Origin of the sequence: Actinomadura monticuli, from assembly GCF_041463655.1 — a bacterium.
Taxonomy (GTDB): Bacteria; Actinomycetota; Actinomycetes; order Streptosporangiales; family Streptosporangiaceae; genus Spirillospora; species Spirillospora monticuli.
This window is the reverse complement of record NZ_JAXCEI010000019.1, coordinates 79,859-103,756: the sequence shown is the minus strand read 5'-3', so window position 1 is coordinate 103,756 and position 23,898 is coordinate 79,859. Positions and strand designations below refer to the sequence as shown.

Annotated in this window: 25 protein-coding genes and 1 pseudogene; 3 read left to right on the top strand and 23 right to left on the bottom strand. The window is 68.3% G+C overall.

Annotated elements, in window-relative coordinates; all coding sequences use genetic code 11:
- Positions 1-52 precede the first annotated feature (52 nt).
- The 16 genes and pseudogenes from SM611_RS31860 to SM611_RS31785 all read right to left on the bottom strand — a co-directional run bounded on the left by SM611_RS31860 (position 53) and on the right by SM611_RS31785 (position 11,858).
- A complete protein-coding gene (locus SM611_RS31860; RefSeq protein ID WP_371954053.1) occupies positions 53-484 on the bottom strand; it encodes a DUF6884 domain-containing protein in 432 nt (143 codons plus the stop codon).
- Between the two features lie 32 nt (positions 485-516).
- On the bottom strand, positions 517-1,065 hold the full coding sequence (locus tag SM611_RS31855) for a formylglycine-generating enzyme family protein (RefSeq protein WP_371954024.1): 549 nt from the start codon (positions 1,063-1,065) through the stop codon (positions 517-519).
- 24 nt (positions 1,066-1,089) lie between these two features.
- Positions 1,090-1,689, bottom strand: coding sequence for a reverse transcriptase domain-containing protein (locus SM611_RS31850; RefSeq protein ID WP_371954023.1), 600 nt, complete (start codon positions 1,687-1,689; stop codon positions 1,090-1,092).
- 337 nt (positions 1,690-2,026) lie between these two features.
- Positions 2,027-2,734, bottom strand: coding sequence for a 7-carboxy-7-deazaguanine synthase QueE (locus SM611_RS31845; protein WP_371954022.1), 708 nt, complete (start codon positions 2,732-2,734; stop codon positions 2,027-2,029).
- The gene (gene queD, locus SM611_RS31840) at positions 2,731-3,132 is read right to left on the bottom strand and encodes a 6-carboxytetrahydropterin synthase QueD (RefSeq protein ID WP_371954021.1); all 402 of its coding nucleotides are present in this window, start codon (positions 3,130-3,132) and stop codon (positions 2,731-2,733) included. The genes SM611_RS31845 and queD overlap by 4 nt, the downstream gene beginning before the upstream one ends.
- A 56-nt stretch (positions 3,133-3,188) precedes the next feature.
- A complete protein-coding gene (gene queC, locus SM611_RS31835; protein ID WP_371954020.1) occupies positions 3,189-3,896 on the bottom strand; it encodes a 7-cyano-7-deazaguanine synthase QueC in 708 nt (235 codons plus the stop codon).
- Positions 3,897-3,931: 35 nt separating this feature from the next.
- Positions 3,932-4,867 carry a hypothetical protein gene (locus tag SM611_RS31830; protein ID WP_371954019.1) on the bottom strand — a complete coding sequence of 312 codons (936 nt, stop codon included), beginning with the start codon at positions 4,865-4,867 and terminating at the stop codon, positions 3,932-3,934.
- A 46-nt stretch (positions 4,868-4,913) separates the two neighbouring features.
- Positions 4,914-6,185 carry an SAM-dependent methyltransferase gene (locus tag SM611_RS31825; RefSeq protein WP_371954052.1) on the bottom strand — a complete coding sequence of 424 codons (1,272 nt, stop codon included), beginning with the start codon at positions 6,183-6,185 and terminating at the stop codon, positions 4,914-4,916.
- 33 nt (positions 6,186-6,218) lie between these two features.
- Positions 6,219-6,377 (bottom strand): annotated as a pseudogene (locus SM611_RS31820) (BldC family transcriptional regulator); the annotation flags it as partial.
- Positions 6,378-6,464: 87 nt separating this feature from the next.
- Positions 6,465-7,703 (bottom strand): acyl-CoA dehydrogenase family protein, encoded by a 1,239-nt coding sequence (locus tag SM611_RS31815; protein WP_371954018.1) that lies wholly within the window; start codon positions 7,701-7,703, stop codon positions 6,465-6,467.
- A 65-nt stretch (positions 7,704-7,768) separates the two neighbouring features.
- Positions 7,769-8,356 (bottom strand): GAF domain-containing protein, encoded by a 588-nt coding sequence (locus SM611_RS31810; RefSeq protein WP_371954017.1) that lies wholly within the window; start codon positions 8,354-8,356, stop codon positions 7,769-7,771.
- Positions 8,353-8,994 carry a GTP-binding protein gene (locus tag SM611_RS31805; protein WP_371954016.1) on the bottom strand — a complete coding sequence of 214 codons (642 nt, stop codon included), beginning with the start codon at positions 8,992-8,994 and terminating at the stop codon, positions 8,353-8,355. The genes SM611_RS31810 and SM611_RS31805 overlap by 4 nt, the downstream gene beginning before the upstream one ends.
- Complete coding sequence (locus SM611_RS31800) at positions 8,984-9,388, bottom strand: DUF742 domain-containing protein (protein WP_371954015.1); 405 nt, start codon at positions 9,386-9,388, stop codon at positions 8,984-8,986. The genes SM611_RS31805 and SM611_RS31800 overlap by 11 nt, the downstream gene beginning before the upstream one ends.
- Before the next feature lie 53 nt (positions 9,389-9,441).
- Positions 9,442-9,876: a roadblock/LC7 domain-containing protein gene (locus SM611_RS31795; protein WP_371954014.1), complete on the bottom strand. Its 435-nt coding sequence runs from the start codon at positions 9,874-9,876 to the stop codon at positions 9,442-9,444.
- A gap of 105 nt (positions 9,877-9,981) precedes the next feature.
- Entirely contained in the window at positions 9,982-11,460 is a 1,479-nt protein-coding gene (locus tag SM611_RS31790) for a histidine kinase (protein WP_371954013.1), read from the bottom strand.
- The gene (locus SM611_RS31785; protein WP_371954012.1) at positions 11,457-11,858 is read right to left on the bottom strand and encodes a hypothetical protein; all 402 of its coding nucleotides are present in this window, start codon (positions 11,856-11,858) and stop codon (positions 11,457-11,459) included. The genes SM611_RS31790 and SM611_RS31785 overlap by 4 nt, the downstream gene beginning before the upstream one ends.
- 411 nt (positions 11,859-12,269) lie before the next feature.
- Here SM611_RS31785 and SM611_RS31780 point away from each other — a divergent pair, with 411 nt between their 5' ends.
- Positions 12,270-13,670 (top strand): NsdA family TPR-like regulatory protein, encoded by a 1,401-nt coding sequence (locus tag SM611_RS31780; protein WP_371954011.1) that lies wholly within the window; start codon positions 12,270-12,272, stop codon positions 13,668-13,670.
- Positions 13,667-14,188, top strand: a complete 522-nt coding sequence (locus tag SM611_RS31775) for a GNAT family N-acetyltransferase (protein WP_371954010.1) — start codon at positions 13,667-13,669, stop codon at positions 14,186-14,188. The genes SM611_RS31780 and SM611_RS31775 overlap by 4 nt, the downstream gene beginning before the upstream one ends.
- Here the strand turns inward: SM611_RS31775 and SM611_RS31770 are convergent.
- Positions 14,163-15,191 carry an NAD-dependent epimerase/dehydratase family protein gene (locus SM611_RS31770; protein ID WP_371954009.1) on the bottom strand — a complete coding sequence of 343 codons (1,029 nt, stop codon included), beginning with the start codon at positions 15,189-15,191 and terminating at the stop codon, positions 14,163-14,165. The two genes, SM611_RS31775 and SM611_RS31770, sit on opposite strands and share 26 nt — an antisense overlap.
- 156 nt (positions 15,192-15,347) lie before the next feature.
- On the opposite strand from SM611_RS31770, the gene SM611_RS31765 reads away from it, so the two are divergent.
- The gene (locus SM611_RS31765; protein ID WP_371954008.1) at positions 15,348-16,091 is read left to right on the top strand and encodes an FkbM family methyltransferase; all 744 of its coding nucleotides are present in this window, start codon (positions 15,348-15,350) and stop codon (positions 16,089-16,091) included.
- On the opposite strand, the gene SM611_RS31760 is transcribed toward SM611_RS31765, so the two are convergent.
- The 6 genes from SM611_RS31760 to SM611_RS31735 form a co-directional block, all read right to left on the bottom strand.
- Positions 16,081-19,542, bottom strand: a complete 3,462-nt coding sequence (locus SM611_RS31760; protein WP_371954007.1) for a hypothetical protein — start codon at positions 19,540-19,542, stop codon at positions 16,081-16,083. The two genes, SM611_RS31765 and SM611_RS31760, sit on opposite strands and share 11 nt — an antisense overlap.
- A gap of 115 nt (positions 19,543-19,657) precedes the next feature.
- Complete coding sequence (locus tag SM611_RS31755; RefSeq protein ID WP_371954006.1) at positions 19,658-22,387, bottom strand: BTAD domain-containing putative transcriptional regulator; 2,730 nt, start codon at positions 22,385-22,387, stop codon at positions 19,658-19,660.
- The gene (locus tag SM611_RS31750; RefSeq protein ID WP_371954005.1) at positions 22,384-22,779 is read right to left on the bottom strand and encodes a pilus assembly protein TadG-related protein; all 396 of its coding nucleotides are present in this window, start codon (positions 22,777-22,779) and stop codon (positions 22,384-22,386) included. The genes SM611_RS31755 and SM611_RS31750 overlap by 4 nt, the downstream gene beginning before the upstream one ends.
- Positions 22,780-22,823: 44 nt before the next feature.
- Positions 22,824-23,276, bottom strand: coding sequence for a TadE/TadG family type IV pilus assembly protein (locus SM611_RS31745; RefSeq protein ID WP_371954004.1), 453 nt, complete (start codon positions 23,274-23,276; stop codon positions 22,824-22,826).
- On the bottom strand, positions 23,273-23,665 hold the full coding sequence (locus SM611_RS31740; RefSeq protein ID WP_371954003.1) for a TadE family protein: 393 nt from the start codon (positions 23,663-23,665) through the stop codon (positions 23,273-23,275). Before SM611_RS31740 ends, SM611_RS31745 begins: the two co-directional genes overlap by 4 nt.
- Position 23,666: 1 nt before the next feature.
- Positions 23,667-23,891: a hypothetical protein gene (locus SM611_RS31735; protein WP_371954002.1), complete on the bottom strand. Its 225-nt coding sequence runs from the start codon at positions 23,889-23,891 to the stop codon at positions 23,667-23,669.
- Positions 23,892-23,898 lie beyond the last annotated feature (7 nt).

Sequence of the window (23,898 nt, the reverse complement as noted above, 5' to 3'; positions counted from 1 at the left end):
ACGCGCTTGTTCTCGTTGCCGCGGCGCCGCAACGCGTTCCGCAGTGACTCGGTCATGACCAGCCCCAGGTATCGAGAACGGCGGAGAACGCGGCCCAGTCCCGAGCGTCATCGACCAGGTGGAGGCACGGACGAATGTTCTGTGCGGTGAGCGCGCCGATGATGAGGCCCTGGTAGATGGGTTCCGCCGCTACGAGAACGGCCTCCGGCGGCCCTGACATCTCGACGTCGAGCCGCAGCGTCTCCGTCACCCGCGGACGAAGCTCAGCGGCACGGCATTCGGTGAGGACGCGGTCGTACGGCATCACCAGCCTGTCGGCCATGATGAGCCCGTACTCGGCCGACAGGATTCTGGTGCGAGCACCGAGCGCCGGATGGGCCTGGACGCGATGCCGCAGCTGCGGAAAACATCCGCCCTCGTACAGTTCCAAAGCCGGAACGGGCTTCCTGGTAGCGCACTTCCGGCGGGAACATCCCGCGATCACCAAGGGAGGGGCGAGGCTCCGGGATGACGTGCTCACGGCTCGCGCACCACCCGTACGCCGATGCCCCGCGAGCGCAGCTCGGCCGGGGCCGCGTTGAGGAAGGTGCACTGGGCGTAGAGGGCCGGCGAGTCGAACGAGCCGCCCCTGATCACGTAGCCGTTGCCCATGACGCGCGTTCCGGTCCACTCCCAGACGTTGCCGGCGACGTCGCGGACTCCGTCCGGTGTCGCGCCCTGTCGGTGCGCCGTGACGGGCGTGGGCGTATCCCGGCCCGAGTCTCGGAGGTTGGCCAGCTCCGGCGTCCAGGGCCGCTCGCCCCAGGGGTACCGGCGCCGCTGTGGTCCGGCCGCCATCCACTCCCACTCGCTCGATCTCGGCAGCCGACCACCGAACCGTGCGGCGATGGAGGCCGCCTCGTGCTGGGGGATCTCGGTGACGGGAAGGCCGGGCTCGCCGGGCAGCCCCAATTGACCGACCGTGATCGGCGCTTCCGTCCAGTAGAGCGAGGGGATGTCCAGGGGCCGTCCTTCATCACCGTAGCGACAGCATCCTCCGGGGACGAGAACCCAGTTCACGCCCATACTTCGTCCTCCTTCGCACACGATTCAGCCGCCGATGAGGAAGAGGTCTTCGACGCACGCGTCCGGACGTATCCGGCTCTTGGCCGTGTTCGCCGCCAGGTCGATCTCTGCGAGGGCCTCGGTGATCCGGGTGAACGCGTCCTCGGACTCCTCGCGGTTCCGGGCGAAAGCGCAGTAGTTGTCGGTGAACCGCACGATGCGCAGGTCGGTCAGCATCTGATCCGCTCGGACCAGGCGGAGGTTGATCAGTGTGGGCGCGAGTCCGCTTCCCGGAGCCATCGGCCAGGGCATGCCCGCGACCGCCGTGCGGAAGCGGTCGAGGAAGGTTCCGTCATGGACGTAGTCGGCGAGCCAATCGGTCACCTCTGCGGCGTCCGAGCCGAACGAGACACGCTCGGCGTCAACGTCCGCGACCCACCTGAATCCCGCCGAGTGATAAGTCATCGCGTGCCGGAGCGCCGTGATGCGGTTACGGCGTGCCCGGTAGCCCGAGACCCAATCGGCGAAGGCGTAGGCGTCCAGAATGGGCTCCACCGCGTTGCGCAGCGCACGCTGAACGATCCGATCCTCGACGGTGGGGATCACGCACGGCAGGTGCTTACCGGTGTAGGTGTTGAAGGGCACCGGACGGACCGGGCCGGGTCGCCAGGTGCCCTCCCGCAGGGCGCGCGCCAACAGGGGTATGCGCATGCCGGCGTCGCGTCGGTAATCGGCCCAAGTCACGTCGTCCGCGCCCGGAGCTGATCGCCGTCGCCCTCCTTCGCGCAGCGCCCGAACCAGAAATCGTGTGCCGAGAAATGGCATGAGCGAGTGGGATTGCGGTCCTCTGTGGGTTATCGTCATACTCGCCTGGGCGGTAGGAACGCTCCCTTCGCCTTCTTCATCCAGGGGCTCGCATCCCAACACGCGCGGCCCGGGACGAGGGGAAAGACGGCCCCGCTCAGGTCCGGCTCCACTGTTGTCACCGGCCACGGACATCGCCCCACAACAGGACATGTAGCCGAGGCGTCAGGTTCCAGCCGTGCGCTAGGACGTCTTCCGCGAGGTCTTGGGCTCGGCGTAGTACCTGGTCCGTCGTGACGCCCAGCGGCATCACCCAGATCGGCGCCAGCCCGTACGTGGTCTCAAGCTCGGCGACCTCGGCGAGGTCGTCTGGCGTGTCGACCACGAACTTGAACACGGCCTTGTCGGACTTAGCGAACGTCCGCAGGGCTTCGGGGTTGATCCTGCGCTCGACCGGTACACCGGAGTTGGCGAGCTTCGGGGAAACGTTGAAGCCCCGGGCGGCCGCGAGGATGCCCCTGCTCGGCACGATGGCGCCGTTGGTCTCGATCTCGACTCGCCGTTTGCGGGTACGGCACATGTCGATCAGCCAGACAAGCCGGTCCTGCTGCAACAACGGTTCACCACCGCTGATCACCACGAGCGGCGCGGGACGGGCGAGGACCTCGTCCAGTGCCTGGGACTGGCTCAACCGGCGGGTTTCGGCCGACAGGTCATGGCGTCGGGCGTCCCAGGTGTAGGGCGTATCGCACCATGAGCAGTTCAGCTGGCATCGGCTGAGCCGCAGGAAGACGGCGACTTCACCGAGGGACGGTCCTTCGCCCTGGAACGTCGGCCCGAAGATCTCCGAAACCAGAAGATCTTGATCAGCGGCCCTGCTCGTCATCGTCCCGGCTCCGTCTTTGGGGCGGTGGCGGCGGGCCGGTACTCAGCCCAGGTGGTTGCCGTCTCCGCCACACGAACAGCAGAGAGGTGGAGGCGAGAGCGACCAGGCAGGCTGGCGGCGCACTGCTTGAAGACCATCGCGGCGATACGTTCGCTGGTCGGGGGTCCATCCATCACGTCGTTGAGGTGACGGTGGTCGAGGTTCTCGCGGAGCCACCGTGCGGCGCGGTCCAGCTCGGCGAAGTCCGCGACGAACCCGTGGTCGTCCAAGTCATCGGCGCTGAGGCGAATCTGGACGGTGTAGTTGTGACCGTGAAGCCGTCGGCACTTGTGCCCGTCCGGCAGCCCCGCCAGCCGATGGCTGGCGCTGAAAGTGAACGTTTTCGCGATCTCGTACATGTGAGCCTCCTGGGAAGTGCGGACTCGATACCGCACGTCACATGTTCCAGATTTGGTCAGTCCTGGCCTGAGTCGATGTATTCGGTGGGGTCTCCCACACCCGCCAAGACGAATGCCTCTTTGCGCTCCGTGCATGTGCCGCACTCCCCGCAGTGCCTGGGCCCCCCGCGATAACACGACCAGGTGTCGGAGAACGGCACGCCCACCTCGGCACCGAGGCGGACGATGTCGGCCTTGGTCCAGTTCAGAAACGGCGCGAGGACCTCAAATCCATCGGCCAGGAATCCCTCGTTAGACACCGCGACCATCTGGGCGTACGCCTTGACGAATTCCGGGCGGCAGTCGGGATAGATCGGATGATCTCCGGAGTGCGCACCGAAGGCCACCGCCTCAGCCCTGGTCGAGACCGCGACCCCCACCGCCAGGTCCAGTAGCAGGGCGTTGCGGTGGGGAACGACCGTCACCTTCATCGACGGGTCGGTGTAGGTGCCAGCAGGGACGTCGACCCGCTCGTCGGTCAGAGCGGTACCCGCGAGGCGCTTACCGAAGTCCGAAATCTCGAGTTGGACGTACGGCGCCTTCAACACTGCGGCGGTACGTTTGAGGAAGGACAACTCGGTGCAGTGACGCTGACCGTAGTCAACGCCAAGCAGCGTAAGATTCCAGCCCTCGGTGCCCAGCCAGTAGGCCAGGGTCGTGGAGTCCAATCCTCCTGAGGCGACGACTACGACATCGCGCCTCGGCGCTTGGTCCGCTCGGGTCATGACTCCTTACCTCCTGTTCAATTGGCTAAATCGACCTAGGCGTCAACAGTCACGCTGATGCGTTTGTGGTCGGAGTCGGGGTGTTGGGGGTCGCGGAATTCGTGGACGCGGTACGAGCCGGGCACGTAGGCGTCACGGAGCGGGTCGTTGAGGAGGATGCCGTCGATGACCAGGCACTGACGGCCGTTGGGCCGCTCGATCTGCGTCGGGGTGAAGTTCTGAGCGAGTTCGGCGGCGTGGTGGAACCCGACGCCGCCTTCCCGCTCCTGCGTGGCGGGATTCCACCATCCGACCAGGGCATCCAAGGCGCGGGTGTCGTAGATGTGCGGGCCCGCCTGGCGGGGGCCACCTTCCCACTGGACGCGGTAGTTGATCGCGCGCGGGTTGTGCAGGCCGGGCTTGTTCATGTCGGTCGGCTCGAAGTGCGGGCCGCTGGGGACGGTGTTCCAGTCGCCCAGCAGCGCGCACGGGATGGCGGGATCGGCGAGCCGATCGAACCGCCGGTTGTCGGCGAGCCGGGTATCGCCGGAGTAGATGTCGCCGTGCGAAACGGCGATCCGGAACGGGTCGCGACGTCCGGGGAGGGTGAACAGCAGCAGGTTGCGGTTCCGCGAGGCGAAGTCGGGCAGCCGGTGGGAGTAGAACCGCCGGACCACGACCTTGGTGGGGTCGACGTAGATGACGGGCGCGAACATGCCCCACTCGCGAGGCAGCGAGCACGGGTGGGGGACGTATGCGGGCCCGCCCGCCTCCCGTAGCGCGGCGGCGGCCTCGTAGGCGCCCTCCATCCCGTTCAGCTCGTAGCGGTCGCCCTCACCGATCACGGCTATGTCGGGCCAGTCGCCATCGTGGAACATCCCGGTGACCTTGGTGTAGTCGTAGGGGCCGCCGTCACCGGAGTAGGAGGAGTAGCCGGCGTCGGTCCGGCCGCCATGTTCGATGTTGACGTAGCTGAGGCGCAGGTGGGTCATCGCGTGGACTCCTTCGAGCGAGACGAGGCAGGGCTGTGGGCGGGGCTCATACGGTCTTGGCCACGGCGCATCGCGCGTCGGTGTTGACGGGCCCTGTCGGGGGCTGGCCGGGCCGCCACAGCTCGGGTGGAACCAGGCCGGGCTGGACGGGGGTCAGGCCGGTGAAGAACTCGGCGATGCGGTTGGGGCCGCGGAGCCGGTAAGGGGCGGCGCCAGTGCCGTTGTAGGTCTCTTGCGCCCAGGTGAGCGCGGTTCGGGTGGGGGTGGCGTCTGACAGCGCCAGGTAGCTGCCCGCCGCCAGGGCGTCCATTAGACGGCGTACGACCGCGTGCGCGTCGTCGGTGTCGTCGATGTGGCCCATGACCCCGATCAGCAGGAGTGCCACCGGCTGGCTGAGGTCGAGATGACGGGCGGCGCCGGCCAGGACGGTTTCGGTGTCGGCGACGTCGGCGTGGACGAGGTCCGCGCCGCAGCCGGGGTTGTCGTTGAGGAGTTCTTGAATGCGGATGGTCACCAGCGGGTCGTTGTCGACGTAGACGGTTCGGGCGGCGGGGGCCGCCGATATCGCCACGGTGTGGGTGTCGGTGAGGTCTTTGGGCGAGGGCAGGCCGGGGCCGATGTCGAGGAACTGCCGGACGCCCTGCCGGGCGAGGTAGTCGATCGCCTGGCGCTTGAAGCCTCGCTGGCTCACCACCAGGTGCGCCAGGTCGGGATAAAGCTCCTGGAAGGTGTCGGCGGCGTCCCGGTCGGCCTCGTAGTGGTCGGCGCCGCCCAGGATGTAATTCCAGACCCGCGCCGAATGCGGCACCAGCCGGTCAACCTCGTCCAACGTGAGAGCCCGAATAGCGCCCCGCGACGAAGCCTGCTCCGGCAGCGGTCCGTACGGGTCGGGGTCGGGATGAAGCCTCGTGGTGTCCTGGACGTCCGGAACCAGCGGCAGTTGCGATACGGCGGGCGTGTCGCCGGGTGTCGGGCTATGCGCGGTGATGCCGCTGCCCGGCCCCTGGCCCTCCCGGGCTGCGGCGGGCAGGAGCGGTAGTTCGGTGGCGGTCGTGTCCGGTAGCGGGACGCCCGCGGTGTCCAGCACGGTGCAGGCGTAGTCGAATAGGTGGGTGGCGCAGGACTGCTGGAGCGAGTTGCTGAAGTCGCCGAGTTCGGCGGCGATGCGTTTCCACTCGTCGTCGGTGAGGTCGCGTCGCGTGAACTGGGTGAACCAGGTCCGGTCAAGGACGGCGGCGGCGAGGCCGTACCGGTCGGCCAGGTCCAGCAGCACGCGGGTGGGGTCGGCGCCGTAGTAGTCGTCGACCAGCGTCTCCATCTGGGCGTACCGGTCGGAGCGGCGTTCGGCGTTCAGCAGTGCGTAGACATCGCAGGCCCGGTAGCGACGGTGGCCTCCCACCGTCCGGATCGAAGCGAGCTTGTTTCCCTTTGCCCATCGGGTGACCGTCTTCGGGTCGACGCGGAACAGCGCCGCCACCTCGGCCGGCGTGAGCAGATCAGGTGAAGTCATAGGACCGGTGGTTTCTACGAAGGAGAGGGGAGGCGGTGCGGCCCCAGGGTCGGGGGCCTTCGGCGCTTCCAGGGGCCGCACCGCAGGTCAGGCGGCAGGTTCGTGCGCGGTTTCGGACCGGGAGGACGGAGGGCGCAGGGCGGTCAGGTGCGCGAACCGCACCGACCATTGGGGCCCGTGGACGATGCCCAAAACGGTCTCGGCCAGGCGCAAGAGCTGGATGTCTCCGGTTCCAGCGGGGGCATAGACGCAGGCGGCGTCGCGGTAGTACCGCTCTGCCTCGCGGTCGGTGCGCAACCCGGCGGCCGCGTGGATCTCCAACGCGGTGCGGGCCGAGTCCATCGCCGCCTCGACGTTGCCGTACTTGGCGCTCATCAGCTCGTCGTCACACGGCTCGCCGTGGTCGAGCAGGTGCACGGCGTGGTAGGCGGCCACACGTGCGGTGAGCAGCCGGTGCCGCATCAGCCCGAGCTTGTGCTTGATGGTGGGCAGCTCGGCCAACGGGGCGCCATAGCGGACTCGGGTGGTCACGAACTCGACGGTCGAGTCCACGATGGCCTGATGGATGCCCAGCGCTACAGCCGTCAAGTTGGGGCGCCCGTACAGGACCGACGAGCTGTAGGCGACGTCCAAGCCGTCGCCCTCGTCGCCGAGCCGGTTAGTGGCCGGAACCCGAACGTCCTCGAACACAACGTCGCCGAAGGAGAACCCGCGCAAGCCCACAGCGGACTGGTACGGCTCCACCCGGACTCCGGGCCGGCTAGCTTCGACCAGGAACGCCATCAAGCTCCGAGAACCGTCCGATTCGGCCGCGCTGCGGAACACGGCGCCGTGAACGTGCGCGGGGTGAGCGTTACCGACGTACTTCTTGCGGCCGTTGAGGACGTAGTGGTCGCCATCGCGGCGAGCGGTGGCCTGCATCCCCAGCACGTGCCCGCCCGAGCCCTCTTCGGTGGTGGCGATGGTGGGCAGACACTCGCCGGCGGCGATCGGAGGCAGCCACTGCTGTTTTTGCCGTTCGGTGCCGAAGTGCAAGATCTTGGCGACGCCGAGCTGAGAAGCCTGCGCGATCGCGCCCGCCGCTCCGCTCACCCGGGACAGCTCCTCGATGATGATGGTCTTGGCGAGATGACCGGCGCCCATGCCGCCGTACTGGCGGGGGATGGTCACCCCGATCCATCCCTGCCGGGCGATGAGGTCGGGAAGGACGGTGTCGACGACGGCGGAGGATTCCATCTCAGCGACCCGGGACGCGACCTCGGCGAGTCCGAACTCACGGACGGTCCGGCGAAGCTTGTGGTGGTCATCGGTCTCGAACACGAACATCCCCTTCCTCCTGGAGCTGCTGCCGGACGGTCGGATCCGGCAGACGTCATCGCGGCGGACTGGCATCAGTCGCTCTTCGCCACTGGCCCATGGCTGCCGGCGTCGGCTCGCTGCGCGAGCACGTCCATGAGTGCGTCACGGTGACGCTTGATGAGCGCGAGGGAGGTTTGGCCAGTCTCTTTGGGGAGCGGGTCGGTGCCAATGACGCACACGGTCCCCAGCACGGCCCCGGTCGGCTCATGGATGAGCGGTGCGCCCGCGTAGGTGCGGACCCCCAGCTTGTCGACCACAGGATTGGAGGCGAAGTGCGGGTTGGCGCACACATCGGACAGGATGAGCGCCTTGGTGCGGTCGAGCATCTCGGGACAGAACCCATGATCGGGCCGCATGGTCCGGTCCACCGCGCGCATGCCCGGCGGGATGTGCAGCCCGACGAACGTCTGCTCCTCCTCGGTAAACAGATTCACCATCGCGTACAGGTTCTGACCGTGTCCGCCGAGTCCCGCGGCGAAGGCGCCGGAGATATGAGTGGCGAACCGGTCGAACTCGGCGGTCGGCTCCCCCAGGCCGAGTTCGGCCAGCAGCTTCAGGCGCTGCTCTGCTGTGTCATTCCAGGTGGGGACGGACATGCCAGCGTCGGCGTCGTACCTCATACCGGTCCTCCCTGGGCCGTGAGCTGGTGCGGCCTTTCGGGCCCGCGCGGGTGGGTGAGTGCGTGGCCGACCAGGGCGAGCAGGACGGTGATCGCCGAGCGCGCGTCACGGGCGTCGCAGCGCACGACCGGCACGGTGTCGGGGATATCGAGGGCCTGGCGCACCTCCGCGCGCGAGTAGCGGTGCGGGGCGTCAGCGAACTCGTTGACCGCGATCACGAACGGGATGCCGCGCCGCTCGAAGTAGCCGACCGGTCCGAAGCTGTCGGGCAGTCGACGGGTGTCGGCCAGCACCACGGCGCCCACCGCGCCGTAGGTGAAGTCCTCCCAGTTGAACCAGAACCGGTCCTGGCCGGGCGTGCCGAACAGATACAGCACCATCTGCTGCTGAGGAAAGGAGAGGCGTCCGAAGTCCAGTGCGACGGTGGTGGTGGTCTTGTCCGCCACTCCGGCGAGTGAGTCGACACCGTCGCTGATCACGGTCAGGCGTTCCTCTGTGGTGAGAGGATCGATCTCGCTGACCGCTCCGATCATGGTCGTCTTGCCGACGCCGAATCCGCCACTGACGATGATCTTCACTGGGGAGGGCGCGGAATCGCATTGGCCGGGTTCGGTGGCCCGCGTGCGGTCAGGCGACATCCGACAGCCTCGTTTCCAGGCCAGAACGCAGCGCCTCCAGTAGTTGCAGATGGTCGGGCGCTCCAGGACCCGGAAGGGCCATGACCAGCGCGCCATGGTCGATCAGATCACTGAGGATGATCTTGGTGACCTGGACGGGGAGACCGAGGCGGGCGGCTATCTCGGCTACCGGGCAGGGCCGTTCGCGGCACAGCTCGACGGCGCGGGACGACTCAGGACCAAGCCCCTGCACATGTGCGTCTTCGGCGACTTCCAGCAGGGTCACGAGCCGCATCGAGTGCTGCGGGCGGGTCCGCCCACCGGTGATCGCGTAGGGGCGCACCTGTTCGGCGTCGTAGGTCTCCCACGCCTGATCCCACTCGACTGCACCGCTCGGTCCGGTTACGGCCGCCATGGCGTAGGGGCCTGGAGGGCGGCGCGGGTCATGGCCTGCTGGTCGCGGCATGGTCACCGGTCCCCGTCGGTGTGCCGGCCGCCGCGGGTCTCGGTGACCATGTGTTCGGCAACGCTCTTGACCAGCAGACTCATCTCGTAGCCGACCACGCCTGGGTCGGCCCCGGGCTCGGCCAGGACGCCGAGGACGCTACCGACCAGGCCGGATTCGCTGCCCGTCCCGGTCGTGGCGGCGTGATCGGCGCTCACGACGAACACCAGGACGCTGTTGTCCTCGATGATGGCCTGCCGGAAACCGCCGTCCGGACCACCGATAAGGGTGGCGGCGGACCGGGCGAGGGAGTGCAAGCTGGACATCCACGCGGCTGCCCGGTCTGCCCGGTCGGAGCCCAAACCCGACACCGCCATCTTCAGCCCGTCCCGCGACACCAGCACGGCGCCGATGACTCCCGTGACGCGACCGGTGAACTCCTCCAGAAGCCAGCTCAAGCCTTCACCCGTCCGGACCGATGCGGCCTGGAGTGGCGGGGCAGGTGGGGGTGTGGGGGTCGTCATCTGCGTGTCTCCATAGGTGTCAAACGCCTGGGGCGGGGGTCAGCCGGTCTCCGGCTCATGGGTGTCGCCGTACCGCTGGTCGCCTTTCCCGCGCCGGACGCCGGAGGCGAAGCGCGCCATCAGCTCCGGTCTTGGCGGCTGCGCCGATACAGGCGCCGGGGAGGGCTCGGGGGTCGGCTGTGGCGTCCCGCTCGAAGCGAGGCGTCGCTTAGCACGTCGAGGGAGTGGGGGGCGGTGACCCGCTGTCTGCGCCGACGGGTCGGTGGACGCCACTGGGTCGAGCGGCGCAGGTTGCTCACCAGCCGACGACCCGTCCGTGGCCGCACCGGACAGAGCCGGATCGTGTGGGGATGGCCGCAGTGGCGCAGACGTGGGAGGGCCGGTCGGGACGGGCGTACGGGGGCCCGCGGACACGCACGGCGACCCAACGGCGGGCACCGGGGACGCCAACAGGCTGCGCGGCAGGACCACCAGCGCGCGCATCCCTGGCGCTTTCGGGTGCAGCTCGATCTGGATGCCGTACCGGGCGGCCAGCCGGGCCGCGACCAGAAGCCCGACCTGCCCAAGCCGGACTTGCTCGCGCAAGCTGATCTGGAATGGCTCAGCCAAGATCCGCCGGACCACGGTAAGCCTTTCGGCCGACAACGCCAGCTCACCCTCGTCACGGATCTCCACGCCCAGGCCCCCGGGTGCAGGGACCGTCACCATCCGCACCGTGGTTCCCGAGAAGCGGGTGGCGTTCTCCACCAGCTCCGCCAGGATGTGAATCACGCTTGGCCCCGCGTACCCCGGGATTTCCACATCGTCGTCCGGCAGTGTCAGTCGGACCCGCTGAAACGCCTCGACCTCGGCCATCGCCTGCCGCAGCACCGTCGAGATCGGCATCGGCGCGGCGGCACGACGCGCGGTACGCCCGCCCAGCACCGCCGACCGCTCGGCCGCCCGGCGCAGTTGGGTCGCCAGATGATCGATCCCGTACAGATCCGCGAGCAGATCGGGATCCTCCAGGTCGTTCTCAATGATCTTGAGGCGCTCCAGCATCCGGCTCACCAGCGCGTGCACACGGTGCCCGACGTAGACCAGAACCTCACCGTCGGGCTCCTCTGGCGCGTCCAGCCGGGAGGCCGACGCGTGCAGCAGGCGGGTACGGGCGCGCACGTCAGCATCTATCGCGGCAGCGATGTTCTCGGCCGCCGTGACGACGTCACCACCGCGACAGAATGGCTGGAACCACCGGGCACCGATCGGTGCGTTGCGCAGTGGCCGCTGCCAGTGCCAGAACAGCTCGCCGGGATCGCGGGGGCCCGGCAGCAGCACCACCAGGCGACCCGCGTAGGGGCGGACGTCCGTGCGCTGGGCGGAGACCGCGCTCGCACCCACGGGGCTCCCCACGAGCGGCGCGCTCGATGCGCGTAACCCCCGGCTGGTGAGGCGCTCGACCAACTCGTGTGCATGATCGGGGGGCCGCCCGGACGGTTCATCGCCGCGCAAGTCGAACACCATCTCGCCGGCGCTCACAAGGCACCACCCAGCGAGGGCCCTTGCCCTTGTCTGGGGGCGCTTCCGGGGAGAGCGAAACCCACCGCCTTGCCGGGAAGCCCGGTTGTGTGCATCACCGTCGGGAAGGCACCACACCGACCGCCAGAAAGCTGGTGCACGATCATCAGGCCGTGACCATTCTCCTGCGGCGGCTCTTCGATATGAACCGCATCACTGGCCGGAACGTCAGAACGAAGTTTGGTGAACATTTCCGGGATACCGGCGAGGTCCTCGTCGGCGTCGATCACCTCGCACCAAACTGGGTGACCACCGGCCAGCAAGATACGAATCTCGTACGGGCCTCGGGAATGGGTGTCAGCGTTCGCGGCCAGTTCACCGACCGCCAGTTCCGCGTCCGCGATCCCGGACTCGCACACGCCGGCGGCCTCCAGTGCCTCACGAAGGACGGCCCTGGCACCCCGTCCAGCCCGTCCGGCTGGAAGAACATCCGCGATCAGACCGTGGTCTGAACGGAGTTGTGCGGTCGATCCGCCGGGAGGAACGTCGTAAGCCGCTGAATACGCCTCTGAGCCGCCAAGCCACGTTCGTCGCGTCCGGACCACAGTCACACCTCCCCTTGTCGTCGTGGGCCGTTGTCGCCGGCCGTTGCACCCTCAGTCGACCAGGGCGTGTTGTCGTCCGGTAGCGCAGCGCGACGTGAACGTCGTGAAGCTGCCGGATCACCTCGTGAAGGTCGTGAAGGTCGGCGAGAATGCACTCGCTGGACACTTCATTTGCCGTAGTCGTGGGGCTACCGTTCCCCAAGGACGCCAGTGGTGGGAGGCCCGATGCCCGAAGAGTCGTCGGCACTGGCTTTGGCGCTCGCACACGCAGGACTGAATCCACGTCAGCTCGCCATCGAGATCAACCGATGGCTGGACGGCAGGAATCTCAGCGACCGGCGGATTGATGTGACCGCGCCGTATTCATGGGTACGTCATGGATACAAGCCATATGCCCCGATTCCTTCGGTGGCCGCTGCGGTCCTGTCCGAAAAGCTCGGCTCTCCGGTCTCCGTCGATGAGCTCTGGCCTGCCCATCTGACGACCGATCCCGGTTCGCTGGCCGCAGTAGACGGGCTGGGTGGTTTCAAGACGGTGGACGACCCGCTCGCGGCGCTCGACGAGCTCGCCGCGCTCAGCGCCGGGTCAAACACGAACGTGGCATCGGCCAACGGGGTCGCCCTCACCGCCGCCGTCCATCAGGGGCTACAAGCCACGCTGCGATGGACGACGCCCGCTGTTTCGCACCGGGAACAAGTTCTTCAACCTCAGGTCGACGTCATCGCCGGGCACGTCACGGCCTTACGGAAGCTGGATGATCGGCATGGCGGCGGAGCGTTGAGCCTGCGCTACATCACAGGCCAGCTCCGGACTGTGCTGGACCTCGTCCGCTCGGCGGACTACGAGCCGTCCATCGGCAGGCAGCTCCTCACGATCCTGGCCGACCTCGCCCAGCTCGTCGGCTGGGTACATTTCGACGCCGGGCGCCAGGGCGCGGCGGAGCGGTATCTGCTGCTCAGCGAATGGGTGGCCAGAGGGCTGGGTGAGCACGGCCGCGCGGCGAACGCCATCGGCATGCTCTCGTACGTCTCAGCCTTCTCAGGGCACGGCCCCGAAGCCGTGAACATCTCCGCGGCCGCCGAGCAGACATGCCCCAAGGTCCCCGTGCTACAGGCTCGCGTGCTCGGCAGGAAGGCGACCGCCTACGCCGCAGCCGGCAACCTATCCGGGTTCCGGGCGGCATCCGATGCAGCCCGCTCGCTGCTGGACCGGCACCGCCCGGACGACGCTCCCTCTTACCTCTACTATCTGGAACCCGAGCAGCTGATCTCGGAGGCCGGGCAAGCGCTCATCGTGCTCGCCGAGCGAACTCCAGTCGGCCGGAAGGCGCTGCTCCGCGAGGCCATCGGACTCCTGACTCCGATTTCCGAGGTCGGGGCACGGCCCGACTATCCACGGTCCGCCCTCCTGCACGGCTCCTTCCTCACCAAGGCACATCTGATGTACGGCGACCTCGACGCTGCGGTACACACCGCACGGGCCACCCTGACACGGCTCCGGGAAGTCCAGTCCATCCGAGGCATCGCCTATCTTCGGGGGCTCCGCCCCGCGTTCGCTCGACGCAAGCGCTCCGAGGTAGTCTCGGATTTCCTACCGGAACTCGACTCAGCGTTGCCCCGAGCATGATCAATAGCAGTACCCGCGCTTCAGATACGCCCTTCGACCCCCGTCAGGTCACCCTTCAGCAGCGAGCGTATGACCACCCGGACGCCGCTGCCCTTGTCCGCGCTCTCTTTGACGACCAGGTCGAACGCTACGGCTACGCCGATCCGGTCGAAGCCGACCCCGCGGTGTACGTGCCTCCCGAGGGGCTGTTCCTCGTCGCCTACCACGGCGAAACACCGGTCGCGTGCGGCGGCTACCGGACACACGACGTCACGGCGAAGACGGTCGAAGTCAAGAAGATGTTCGCGTTTTCGGAGCTGCGGGGTAGTGGTCTGGGCCGTCTCATCCTCAACGAACTCGAGCGGCATGCCGCCCACGCGGGGTTCAAGTCGGTGATCCTCGAAACCGGCATTCGGAATACCGCCGCGCTCACCCTTTACGTCAGCGCCGGATATCGGCCCCGGTCCCGCTACGCCACCGGTTACCGAGACCCCGCAGTCAATCGGGCCTTCATCAAGAACCTGGTGCCCGGGAGCTGACCCGGTCCCACTCCGCCAGTAGCCGCTCTTCGCGTTCGGGATCGATGCCATGTTCCGCGAAACGCTCATGGTCTATTGGGCGCCCACCGGCTTGCAGCCAAGCCCATGTATCGCACACGGTCTCCAGAAGCGGGCGGGTGCGCAGCCCCGCAGCCTGAGCGCGACCGGTGTCCATACTCCAGGCAGTCGGCAATGCCCGCCAGAGCGGAAGTTCCGTCCATTCCGTGACGCCCCGCTTCACAAGCCACTGTTCGTCCGCCCAGACGAACTCAGCCGAGCTGCCGGTAACCTCAGCGCAAGCGTCCAAGAAGTCGCCGTAGGTGTCACGTCCCACAGGAGCCGCGACGTTGAAGACACCGGCGTCCCCTCGCATCGCTCGATCAACGGTGAACTCGGCGAGGTCCCGGACGTCCACGGGTTGAAAACCGCGATCAGCCGGCGCTGGGGCCAGCACCCTCCCGCCCCGAGCGATCCTCCCCAACCACCAGGGGAGGCGCCCTACGTATTCGCGAGGCCCCAGTACGACGTGGGGCCGGATAGTCAGGACGTCATCACCGAATTCGCGGCGGATCGCCTTCTCACACCCGACCTTCAACGGGCCGTAGGCATCCGGATCCCACCGCCGTGTACCTGGTTCATAATCAGGATCGCCGTCCCAGAGCGGAGACGCCTCGTCCACCGGCTCGTACGGCCAGTCTCGATAGGCAGAGATCGTTGATATGAAGACGTAGCGCCGAGTGACGGGAGCCAATGCCCGCGCGACATCGCGGACGATAGCGGGCACCGATCCCGCCACATCCAGCACCGCGTCCCACGGACCGTTTTCCGCCAACCGCAGAAGATCCGCGTGATTCTCCCAGTCCCCTTGAACGAAGTTGACACCGCTCGGCACAGGGCCAGAACGTCCTCGGTTGAAGACCGTGACCTCCGCATTCCGATGGATGGCAGCAGAGACGATCTCCCGCCCGACGAACCAGGACCCGCCCACGACCAGCAACCGCATAGCCGCCATTGAAGCACGGACGAGCAAAGTCCTACTGGAAACGGCCTTCGCCGCTAGACAGGCGGCCGACCGTCTCTCGTTAGTAGAAGCGCGGGCCGAGACTGACGCGCGTGGGCTCAAACTGGGGGCCGACGAAGCGGCCGTAGGTTGGCGAGTGTGAGTGGTTACGACTTGATCGCGTACGCGGGGAACGCGGAGGACGTCGTGCTGATGCGCGCCTTCGCCGGCCGTCGGGGTGGGTTCTTCGTGGATGTCGGCGCTGGCGAGCCCGTCAGCGGCTCCTTGACGAAGAACCTTGTGGACGGTCTGGGTTGGCGAGGGGTCAATATCGAGCCATTGCCCGAGCGTCACGCGCGCCTTCGTCAGGCCCGGCCCCGCGACGTGAGCCTGTGTGTAGCCGCTGGAGATAAGCCGGGCGCCGCAGAGTTCTTCCGGGTCGTCCCAGGACCAGGAAAGACGGGCGGTGGCGGGCTCAGCACCCTGCGCAGGGATGTCTTGGGTGGGCATCTCGCGGACGGCTGGCGCCACGAGGAACTACGGGTCGAGGTCGTCACCCTGGAGGCGATCCTCAGCGCACACGCGGAAGAGGGTTTCGATCTGTTGAAGGTCGATGTGGAGGGGTCTGAGGCTGCCGTCCTGCGGTCGGCTGACCTGCGGGTGTGGCGTCCGCGGGTGATCGTGGTCGAGGCGACGGTTCCGCTAACGGCCCGGCCGAGTCACGAGGAGTGGGAGCCTTATGTCCTGGCGGCCGGGTACAGACTCGCGCTGTTCGATGGTCTCAACCGCTTCTACGCACGCGATGATGAGTCCGATTTGTATGAGCGGCTCTCGGTGCCTGCGAACGTGCTGGACAACTACATCCCGTACGCGTGCGCCCGCCGGGCCGGGCTCATCGAGTGAGGGTGAGCAGGTCGGGGCGGTGGTCGCGCAGCCATCCCGTGATCCATGCTCCGTCTGTATCGGCGAGCCCGAGGGCTGGGGCGTCGATGAGGCGGCGCAGCATCATCAGCGGCAATAGCACCGCTAGAGCGTCCTGGTCAACGCCGTCGTGACCGTAACCGTCCAGGAGGGAGTCGGGTTCCACTCCGCGCGGCATGTCGACGGCCAGCGACCATGCGAGGTCGAGCATCGGAGGGCCTGCCTCGGTCGCGCCCGGGTCGAGCAGCCCGGTCAGGGTGTCGCCGTCGAAGAGGGTGTTGTGGCAGACGGCGACGTCGCCGTGGATCGCGGTCATGGGGAGCCCTCGGCATGCTGCGTCGACCTGTTCGGCGATGGCCGGGTAGGCGTTAGGTACGGAGGTCCGTGCCCAGCCGAGCAGAACGCCCAGCGCGCCGGGGTCGTCCAGGCGCAGGCCCTCGCTGGGTGGCCGGGAATGCCAGAGCCGGAGCTGGTGGCCCAGGTCCCGCTGACGTGCGGGTGTCGGACGGTCCGCGGGCATACCCGGGAGGCGTTCCAGGACAGCCCACCAGGTTTCTCCGGCCGTTCCCGCGTCGAGCAGGCGAGGCGCCAGGACGCCGGCCGTGACGCGTAGCTCCTCGAAGGCATGGACGGTCTCCAGGCGTTCGTGCAGCCGCCGGCGCACCTTCACCACCGTCCGCACGCCCGGCACGACGCCATCGGAACCGAACGTCGCCAGCGCGGCACCGAGGTCACGCGGGCCGTCGAACGCCGGGCTGGCCATCGCGCCGCGGATCGCGGCCTCAACCAGCGTGTCGGGTACGCGGCCGGTCGGGATCAGGCTGTGCCGGTCGCCGACGTCCAGCGGGCCGCAGATCGGTGCCTGTAGTCGCGACAGTGCCTGCGACCAGCGACGTCGCGCGGATTCGGGGTTGTCCAGCCATTGGATGGCGGTGAAGTCGGCGTCTAGCCCGGCCCAGGACCGGGTGACCGGCTTCCAGATGGGAAGGCAGTCCTCGCCTAGCCTTTGTGCGGTGCGGGCGGCCTGCTCCGTACGTCCGCTGGAGGCATCGAGGAGGATCTGCAGCGCCTCGACGGGCAGCAGTTCGCGGGTGGCCCCGAGCTCACCGAACCGGTGCGCCGCCGCGTCCAGGAGTTCGGCGGCGGTGCGGCGTTCGCCTCGCAGCGCGCGGGCCATCGCCTCGGCCATGTCGCACTGGGCGAGGCCGATCGGTTCGCCGGCCGTGGTGTTGAGTTCGCGTGCCCGGCCGAGGAGCGCCAGCGTGCGGTCGGGGTCGAACCACATCAAGGCCAGGAGCAGGTGCCGCAGCGCGCGAGCTTCCCACAGGGGGGCGCTGGCTTCGCGTGCCGCCTCCAATGTCGTTTCGAAGAAGCGAGCGGCCTCGGCGAACCGGGCGTTCTGCAGGTGTGCGTGGCCGAGCAGGTCGGCGGCCCGCACCTGGTCCGGGCCGTTCTGCGATGCGCCGTCCATCAGCCGCGCCACAGACCGGTAGTCGCTACGGCGTAGCGCGTTGTCGGCCAGACCGAACCGCGCGTTCGCACCGATCAGGGACGTGGGGTCGATGCCGGACAGGTGCGCGGCGGCCTCTTCGACCCGTCCGATGATGTGCGCGCGGCTCGCCAGCTCGTGCCGGTAGTAGTCGGCGAACGGTCCGTCGGGTTCGCCGATCAGCTCGCGTAGCTCGCGGTAGCGGTCCTCGGCGTTGACGTCACCGCGGGCCGTCAGTCGCGCGACGGCTGTCAACCGGTCCAGCTCGGGTGACGCGGGCAGCTCGGGCAGAGACGACAGGACTTGCCAATGCCCGAGCACGGTGAGGCTGTAGGCGACATCACCGAGGGACTCCGGCGTGAGCCGTTGCTCGTCTGCGGCGCTGAGGACCAGCAGGAACGCGGCCACGCATTGCCTGCTCCGCACGCCCAAGGGCAGTGGGTGATCGGCGTCGTCGTCCCAGACCGTCAGCGCGGCACGCGTCAGGTGCTCGATGGCCCGTTCGGTGTTGCGGGCGCGCTCGGTCTGTGTCCAGCCGTCGTCGGTGTCGGAGTCGCAGTCGATGACGCTGCGGCGCAGGTTCTCGTGCAGCCGGTACGGCGGCCACACCGTCTCGTCTCGCCGGACAAACGGGCGCTGAACGAATCTCTCGATCTGCCGGAGCCGCAGATGCGGCAGCACCGCGTGCAGGACGTCCTCGTCGAACGCCTCCAGTAGCGATGCGGCCCGCAGCAGGTCGCGGTCGGTCGCGGACAGATCCCGCATCGTCCGCAGGACCAGCTCAGGGAAGCCCAGCCCGAACACGTCCGCGGGCGGGACTTCTCCCCGCGCGAGGTACTGCCCGAACAGCTCGGCCGATAGATCGAGGTAGAGCGGTGAGCCACCCGACCCGGCGATGATCCGTTGCCGGATCTCGGGCCCGATCGCGGGGGTTCCGTCGATGGTGAGCCGTGTCGTCAGATACGTCTCGGCTGATGCCGTGTCAAACCCGCCGAGGCCGAGCTGGTCGTCGTGGGCGAGTCCCGGCCAGCGGCGCTCCCCACCGTAGGTCAAGGCGACGGCCTTGCCCGGGTCGTGCCAGCGCAGCGCGAGTCGCCCGGCCGCGATGAACACCACGTTCGGCATCAGATACACCAGCCGCGAGACCAGGTCCTCCAGGCCGCCGCGTTCGGTGGGCGGACGCTGGACGTTCTCCAGCGTGTCCAGCACGCACAGCGCCAGCGACGGGTTCTTGCGCCTGGCTCGCTCCAGGTCGGCGGCCAGCAGCACCGGCATGTAGCCCAGCATCCGATCCGGGTCCTGCTCGCCGAGGATCGGATCGAGGGCCGGCAAGTCGGCACGCAGCCGTTTCAGCCGGGCCTTCTGCGTAGCGGTCTTACCGAGGAGGTTCAGCGCCCAATAGGCCACCGAGAGCGCGCCGAAACCGCCCAGAAGTTGATCGACAGCGTCTCCGACCTGCTCGGCGACCCCGAGTGACTCCGCCGTGGTCTCCTTCTGCAGAACCGCCGTCAGCGACTCCCCGGGGTGCTTGCGCTGCCAGTAGACGGCCAGCGCGACGTCGAACGCGGGCCAGGACTTGGCCAGCGGCGCGAGGGCGGCGCGTACCCGCAGCAGGACGGCCTCGAAGCTGGAACTGGCCGGGTCGGCGAAGTCCAGTACCGCTCGCGCGCCGCGCGGCGGCAACCCGTCCAGCTTCCCGGTCACCGCCAGTTCTGCGACGTGGCGGGCCAGCGTGGACTTGCCGATCCCGCCCTCGCCGGACACGGCGATGAGGTTGGACGCCGGCCGCTGGAAATCGAGCAGTTCGTCGACGGTCCACGACCGTCCGGACAGCTGGACGAACCGGTCCCGAAAGGCCCGGATCGGCCCTTCTCGGTCGGTGAAGACCTGCTGGACTTCGAATGGAGCGCGCGGCCCGTAACTGAAGAACTGGTCGACGTCCACGCCGATAGCCGATCACATCCCCTCGGTCCTGACAACGCGCCGCCCGTGCACAAGCCCCTACCGGATGCTTGCAGGAAGCCAGCGTTCGCGCGTGTGTTGAGCGCAGGCTCCGTCCTTAGGGTCGGTTCGACGTCCGCATTGCGGAACTGGCGAGCTTACGAGTCTCATCGTCGGGTTCGGCGTTGAGTTCATCGAGGCGGGCCGTGAGGAGTCCGTAGGTACGGCGGACGGCGTCCAGACGGTCGAGACGGACTTGTAGCCGCATGACGTGTCGGTAGAGGGGCTCGGAGTAGGGATCGCGAGTGATGGCCTGTTCAAGCACCATCAGCGCCCGCTCCGGATCGTCTTCCTGAATGAGCCGGGCGAGGTTCACGAGGGCGTCGCCGACGGTGCGGCACAGGAATTCGCGATGGGCCTCGGCCCATGGCTGTGTGAGGCCAGTGGCGAACTCACCGGCGCAGCGGTCGGCCACGAGCGTGAGCGCCCTGATCCGGGCGGCGTCGTCGTCGGCTTGTTGGGCATCGGCAAGGGCGCCGGTCAGTTGCCAGAGGTCGATGTCGACGACGTCGGGATCGATGCGGTAGCGGCCAGCACTGTGGATGACGTACATGGGACTGCTGAGTCCGGTCGTGCTCCGGAGGACGTTACGGATGTTCGTGACGGCGGTGTTGAAGGCCGAGATGACGGTTTGGGGGCTCTCATCTGCCCAAAGGTCGGCGCTGGCCCGGTCACGAGTGACGCCATCCGGGTGGAGGGCGAGATAGGCGAGTAGGTCGCGGGCACGCTGGCGTAGCCCCGTCTTGATCGGGCCGTCCGCAGTGGAGAGACGAACGTCCCCAAGCACTTCCAGACTGACCGGGCGGCGCGATGCGCCTTCGGATGGGCGCGGCGGCGGGACGATGGCCGAGGGAGCCTCGGATTCGGGCGTGGGGCCGGTGTTTGCTGGCGAGGGTGCTTCGGTGCCGGTGGCGGTTCGGATGGTCCGGAGCATCTCTGCGGCATCGTCGGTGGTGAGGTGGAACAGGCTGGCCCGGGTGAACCGCGCGGCATTGGGGCCGTCAGTGTTCGTGACGGTCGCGTCGGTGGCGAGTTCCACGCTGGTGCCGGACGTCCAAGCACCGAGCACCAGGACGCCGAGGCCGAAGCGGCACCCGAGGGTCGCGAGGGCGTCCACCCGTGCGTTGTCGGAGGGTATGGAGGCGACCAGCAGCACGGTCGGCAATGGCTCGGCAGGGTCGTCGGCGCGTAGTGCGGCTACATCGGGCTGTTCGGTTGTCTCCAGGATTCGGCCACGACGGAGGAGTTCCGTTTCTAGATGGTTGATGGCTTCGTGCAGGGAGGACTTGAGGGTCAATCCGTCGTGGGCCGTGGACAGGTCGGTGATGTCGTCGCCTGGGAAGAGCGCCTGTGCGTCGGGCTGCGGGATGATGACCTCGGCTCGGTAACGGTGGGCCTTGGCCAGGAGTTCGGTGATGATGGCTCGGGCGGCAGCGTGCGCGCCGTTCCCGGACAGGCCGAGGCTGAGACCTGCCAGGGGGATCGTGACGGCCTGGCCGTCGCGGGTGCCCACGACGAGGTGATCGGGTTCCGGGGTGAGTAGGTCCTTGCGGATGAGTTCCGGGTCGGACGGTACGGGCGCCTCGCGAACGACGTACGTGTCCAGGTGCGCTTTGCGGGCTCTCAGGACTGGGGCTGGGATCGGGGGTTCGGGAACGTGCTCGGCGGCCTCGGGATCGCTTTTCAGTGGACGCCGGCGGCGTCGGTGCAGGCGGGTGGCGGCTACGGCCACGCTGAGTGCGGCGGCGAGACCGAGGCCGATGCGCGAGCCGGAGGGTAGGGAGATCGCCAAGGGCGAGCCCGCATCATCCAGGTCGATCGATGTCGAGGGTGCTGGGCTGTTGGAGTGCTCGGCGGGCGGCGCCACGACCGGGCTCTGCACCAGCGACTCTGTCGCCTTGCCGGACGTAGAACCGGGTGGAGTGGGGGCGCGGGTACCGCTCTGCTTGCCCTGCTCGGATGGGGCCGTGTGTGCACCTGCACGCGGCGAGGCCGGTCGCGAGGGGGAAGGCGTGCCACCCGGCGCGTTGGGGCGTGGGAGTCGTACGCGTTGGCCCGGGTGGATGACGTCGGGGTCGGTCAGTGCGGGGATTCCCTCGGGTTGGTCGATGTTCCGGCTGCTTTTGAAGATCTCGGGGTATTGGTCGCCGGAGCCGTAGGTGCGATCGGCGAGGCCCCAGAGGGTCTCGCCTCGCTTGACGACGTGGGTTCGCGCCTCGTGGTGGTCGGGCTTCGGCTGGGCTGTGGGTTCGTCGGCGAGCAGCGGCGTCCATTCAGCTTCGGTTGGTTCCCGTGGCGGTGTGTCTTGCCTGGGCGATAGGGAGCCCACGTCTGGAACGGCGGGATGGGCATCGGCGGTGACAGTGTGCGTGTGCGTCGCGGCAGTGGCAGAGGCCGAAGCGCTGAGGGAGGCGACGGCGCTGAAGGTGAGAGTGGCCGTGGCGACCAGGTTCCGGACCAGTTCTTGGAGCGGCCGGACCGGGCGCGGCGCGGCGGGCCGGGAGCGTCCGGCCAGGTAGTTCACCGCCTCGGCGCAGACGATGACGATGAACAGGCACCATGTGGCCCAGCCGATGAGGCAGATCGTGGCCAGGAACACTCTCTGGTCGGTGTCCTGCCGCATCAGGGTCGCGCTGACCTCCTCCCAGGACGGGATCCGGTCCGGGATGGGAGAGCCACCCATGGCGTACATCGCGGCAGGAAAGCCGACTAGGAAGAACAGGAAGACCGCAAGAGCGGTGAGTCCGCGTGCGAAGTCGGCGAGGCGGCTGCGTCCGGTGTAGGTCACGGCTGGCGGGTTCCTTCCACTCCGGTGGTCAGGTTCGCGGTCGCGCTACCGTCGGCGCGCAGGACGGATATCCCGATCACCGGCAGGAACCGTGCGGGGCGGGTGGTGGTGACGTGGACGTGGATGGCGCGCGTTCCGGACGTGGTCACGGTGCCGCTGTAGCCGCTGGACCGCAGGTAGGCGCGCGCCGATCGGATCGCGGCCTCACGGTCCACGACGAACTGTCCACGGGTGTAGGCGCGGTTCCGGTCGACTCGTCCGGCTCCGGCACGGGCGGCTTCCTGCGCAACGGTGTTGGCGTCTTGCCGGGCTTCGAGGGCCTGCTCAAAGTCGACGACGGCACCGAAGAACACCACGACGACCAGCGTGATGATGACGGCGAAGACGCTCACGCTTCCGCGCTCGGGTCGTTGCCGGAGTCGGCGCAGGCGCCTGGTCATCGGGTGCCCCGGTAGGGGTCGATGGGAGACCGATGGGTCTTGGTGACCGTCCGGGCACCGGGCATCCCGGGCAGCCCGACATCACTGAGCCGGATTACGCAGGTCACCTGCGCCGACACCGTGGCCGGCTGTCCGACCGGACGGTTGAAGCCCGACAGGTCGAGTCGAATCGAGGGCGCGCAATGCAGGCCGCGGTCGCGCAAGGTGCTCATGGCGCTGGTGTTCGCCTCGGCCCGCGCCTGGTGGGCGGTGCGGGCGATGGACGCTTGCCGCGCGGCATCGGCGGCGGCTTGTGCGACTACGGCACTGCCGTGCGTCACCCGCATCACCACGAGCAGGCCGGCGAGGAGCGTGATGAACACTGGTGCGAGGATCGCGGTCTCTACGACCGCGTTGCCCGCGTCGCCAGCCCGGTCCGCACGTTCCGGCGTCCCGTTCCCCGCGATCACGTCGGCCCTGGGGTGGTGAAACGTTCACGGGTGCCGCGCACGGTGCCGGTAACGGTGATGTTGACGCCCGGCAGCAGCGACGGCGCGCGCCCGGCCACCCGCACGGTGACGGTGTTGGCACCGGACACGGTGACGCTGGGCGCGTCCAGGACGGGTTCGTGGTGGGCGAAGGACGCTGCGGCGTCGCGTCCAGCGGCGAAGGTGCCCTGGCGGGCACGTGCGACGCGAAGCCCTTCTTCAGCGGCCGACTGAGCCACATCCCGCGCCACTGACACCATGACCGCCTGAGCGAGCGCCAGGAACAGCAATCCGACGACGGGGAAGGTAATGGCCGTAGCGACGGTGGCCGATCCTTTGTCCCGGCCTCGTGCTCGTTCGCGCACGGTCATGTCACGGGCCGCTTGCGCCGGGAATCTTGTCGATCCAGCCGTGGACCTTGCTGGACACGGCCAGGTAGACGGCGAACGCCAGCCCGGCGAATCCGGCCACGAGGATGATCGTCTCAACGACCCCGGAGCCCCGGTCGCCGCGGTCTCGCAGGTCGGTGGCGAGTCGCTGGCCTCGGTCATGGACGGCGAGCGCTACGCGGATCGCCGCAGCGTTGAGTGTGCTCATGGTCCCC

Coding starts and splice junctions, on each gene's coding strand:
- SM611_RS31735 (WP_371954002.1), bottom strand. CDS start 23,891: ATGAGCACACTCAACGCTGCGGCGATCCGCGTAGCGCTCGCCGTCCAT.
- SM611_RS31805 (WP_371954016.1), bottom strand. CDS start 8,994: ATGTCGCCTGACCGCACGCGGGCCACCGAACCCGGCCAATGCGATTCC.
- SM611_RS31855 (WP_371954024.1), bottom strand. CDS start 1,065: ATGGGCGTGAACTGGGTTCTCGTCCCCGGAGGATGCTGTCGCTACGGT.
- SM611_RS31825 (WP_371954052.1), bottom strand. CDS start 6,185: ATGGAGACGCTGGTCGACGACTACTACGGCGCCGACCCCACCCGCGTG.
- queC (WP_371954020.1), bottom strand. CDS start 3,896: ATGACCCGAGCGGACCAAGCGCCGAGGCGCGATGTCGTAGTCGTCGCC.
- SM611_RS31775 (WP_371954010.1), top strand. CDS start 13,667: ATGATCAATAGCAGTACCCGCGCTTCAGATACGCCCTTCGACCCCCGT.
- queD (WP_371954021.1), bottom strand. CDS start 3,132: ATGTACGAGATCGCGAAAACGTTCACTTTCAGCGCCAGCCATCGGCTG.
- SM611_RS31830 (WP_371954019.1), bottom strand. CDS start 4,867: ATGACCCACCTGCGCCTCAGCTACGTCAACATCGAACATGGCGGCCGG.
- SM611_RS31815 (WP_371954018.1), bottom strand. CDS start 7,703: ATGTTCGTGTTCGAGACCGATGACCACCACAAGCTTCGCCGGACCGTC.
- SM611_RS31780 (WP_371954011.1), top strand. CDS start 12,270: ATGCCCGAAGAGTCGTCGGCACTGGCTTTGGCGCTCGCACACGCAGGA.
- SM611_RS31845 (WP_371954022.1), bottom strand. CDS start 2,734: ATGACGAGCAGGGCCGCTGATCAAGATCTTCTGGTTTCGGAGATCTTC.
- SM611_RS31770 (WP_371954009.1), bottom strand. CDS start 15,191: ATGCGGTTGCTGGTCGTGGGCGGGTCCTGGTTCGTCGGGCGGGAGATC.
- SM611_RS31810 (WP_371954017.1), bottom strand. CDS start 8,356: ATGAGGTACGACGCCGACGCTGGCATGTCCGTCCCCACCTGGAATGAC.
- SM611_RS31740 (WP_371954003.1), bottom strand. CDS start 23,665: ATGACCGTGCGCGAACGAGCACGAGGCCGGGACAAAGGATCGGCCACC.
- SM611_RS31800 (WP_371954015.1), bottom strand. CDS start 9,388: ATGGCGGCCGTAACCGGACCGAGCGGTGCAGTCGAGTGGGATCAGGCG.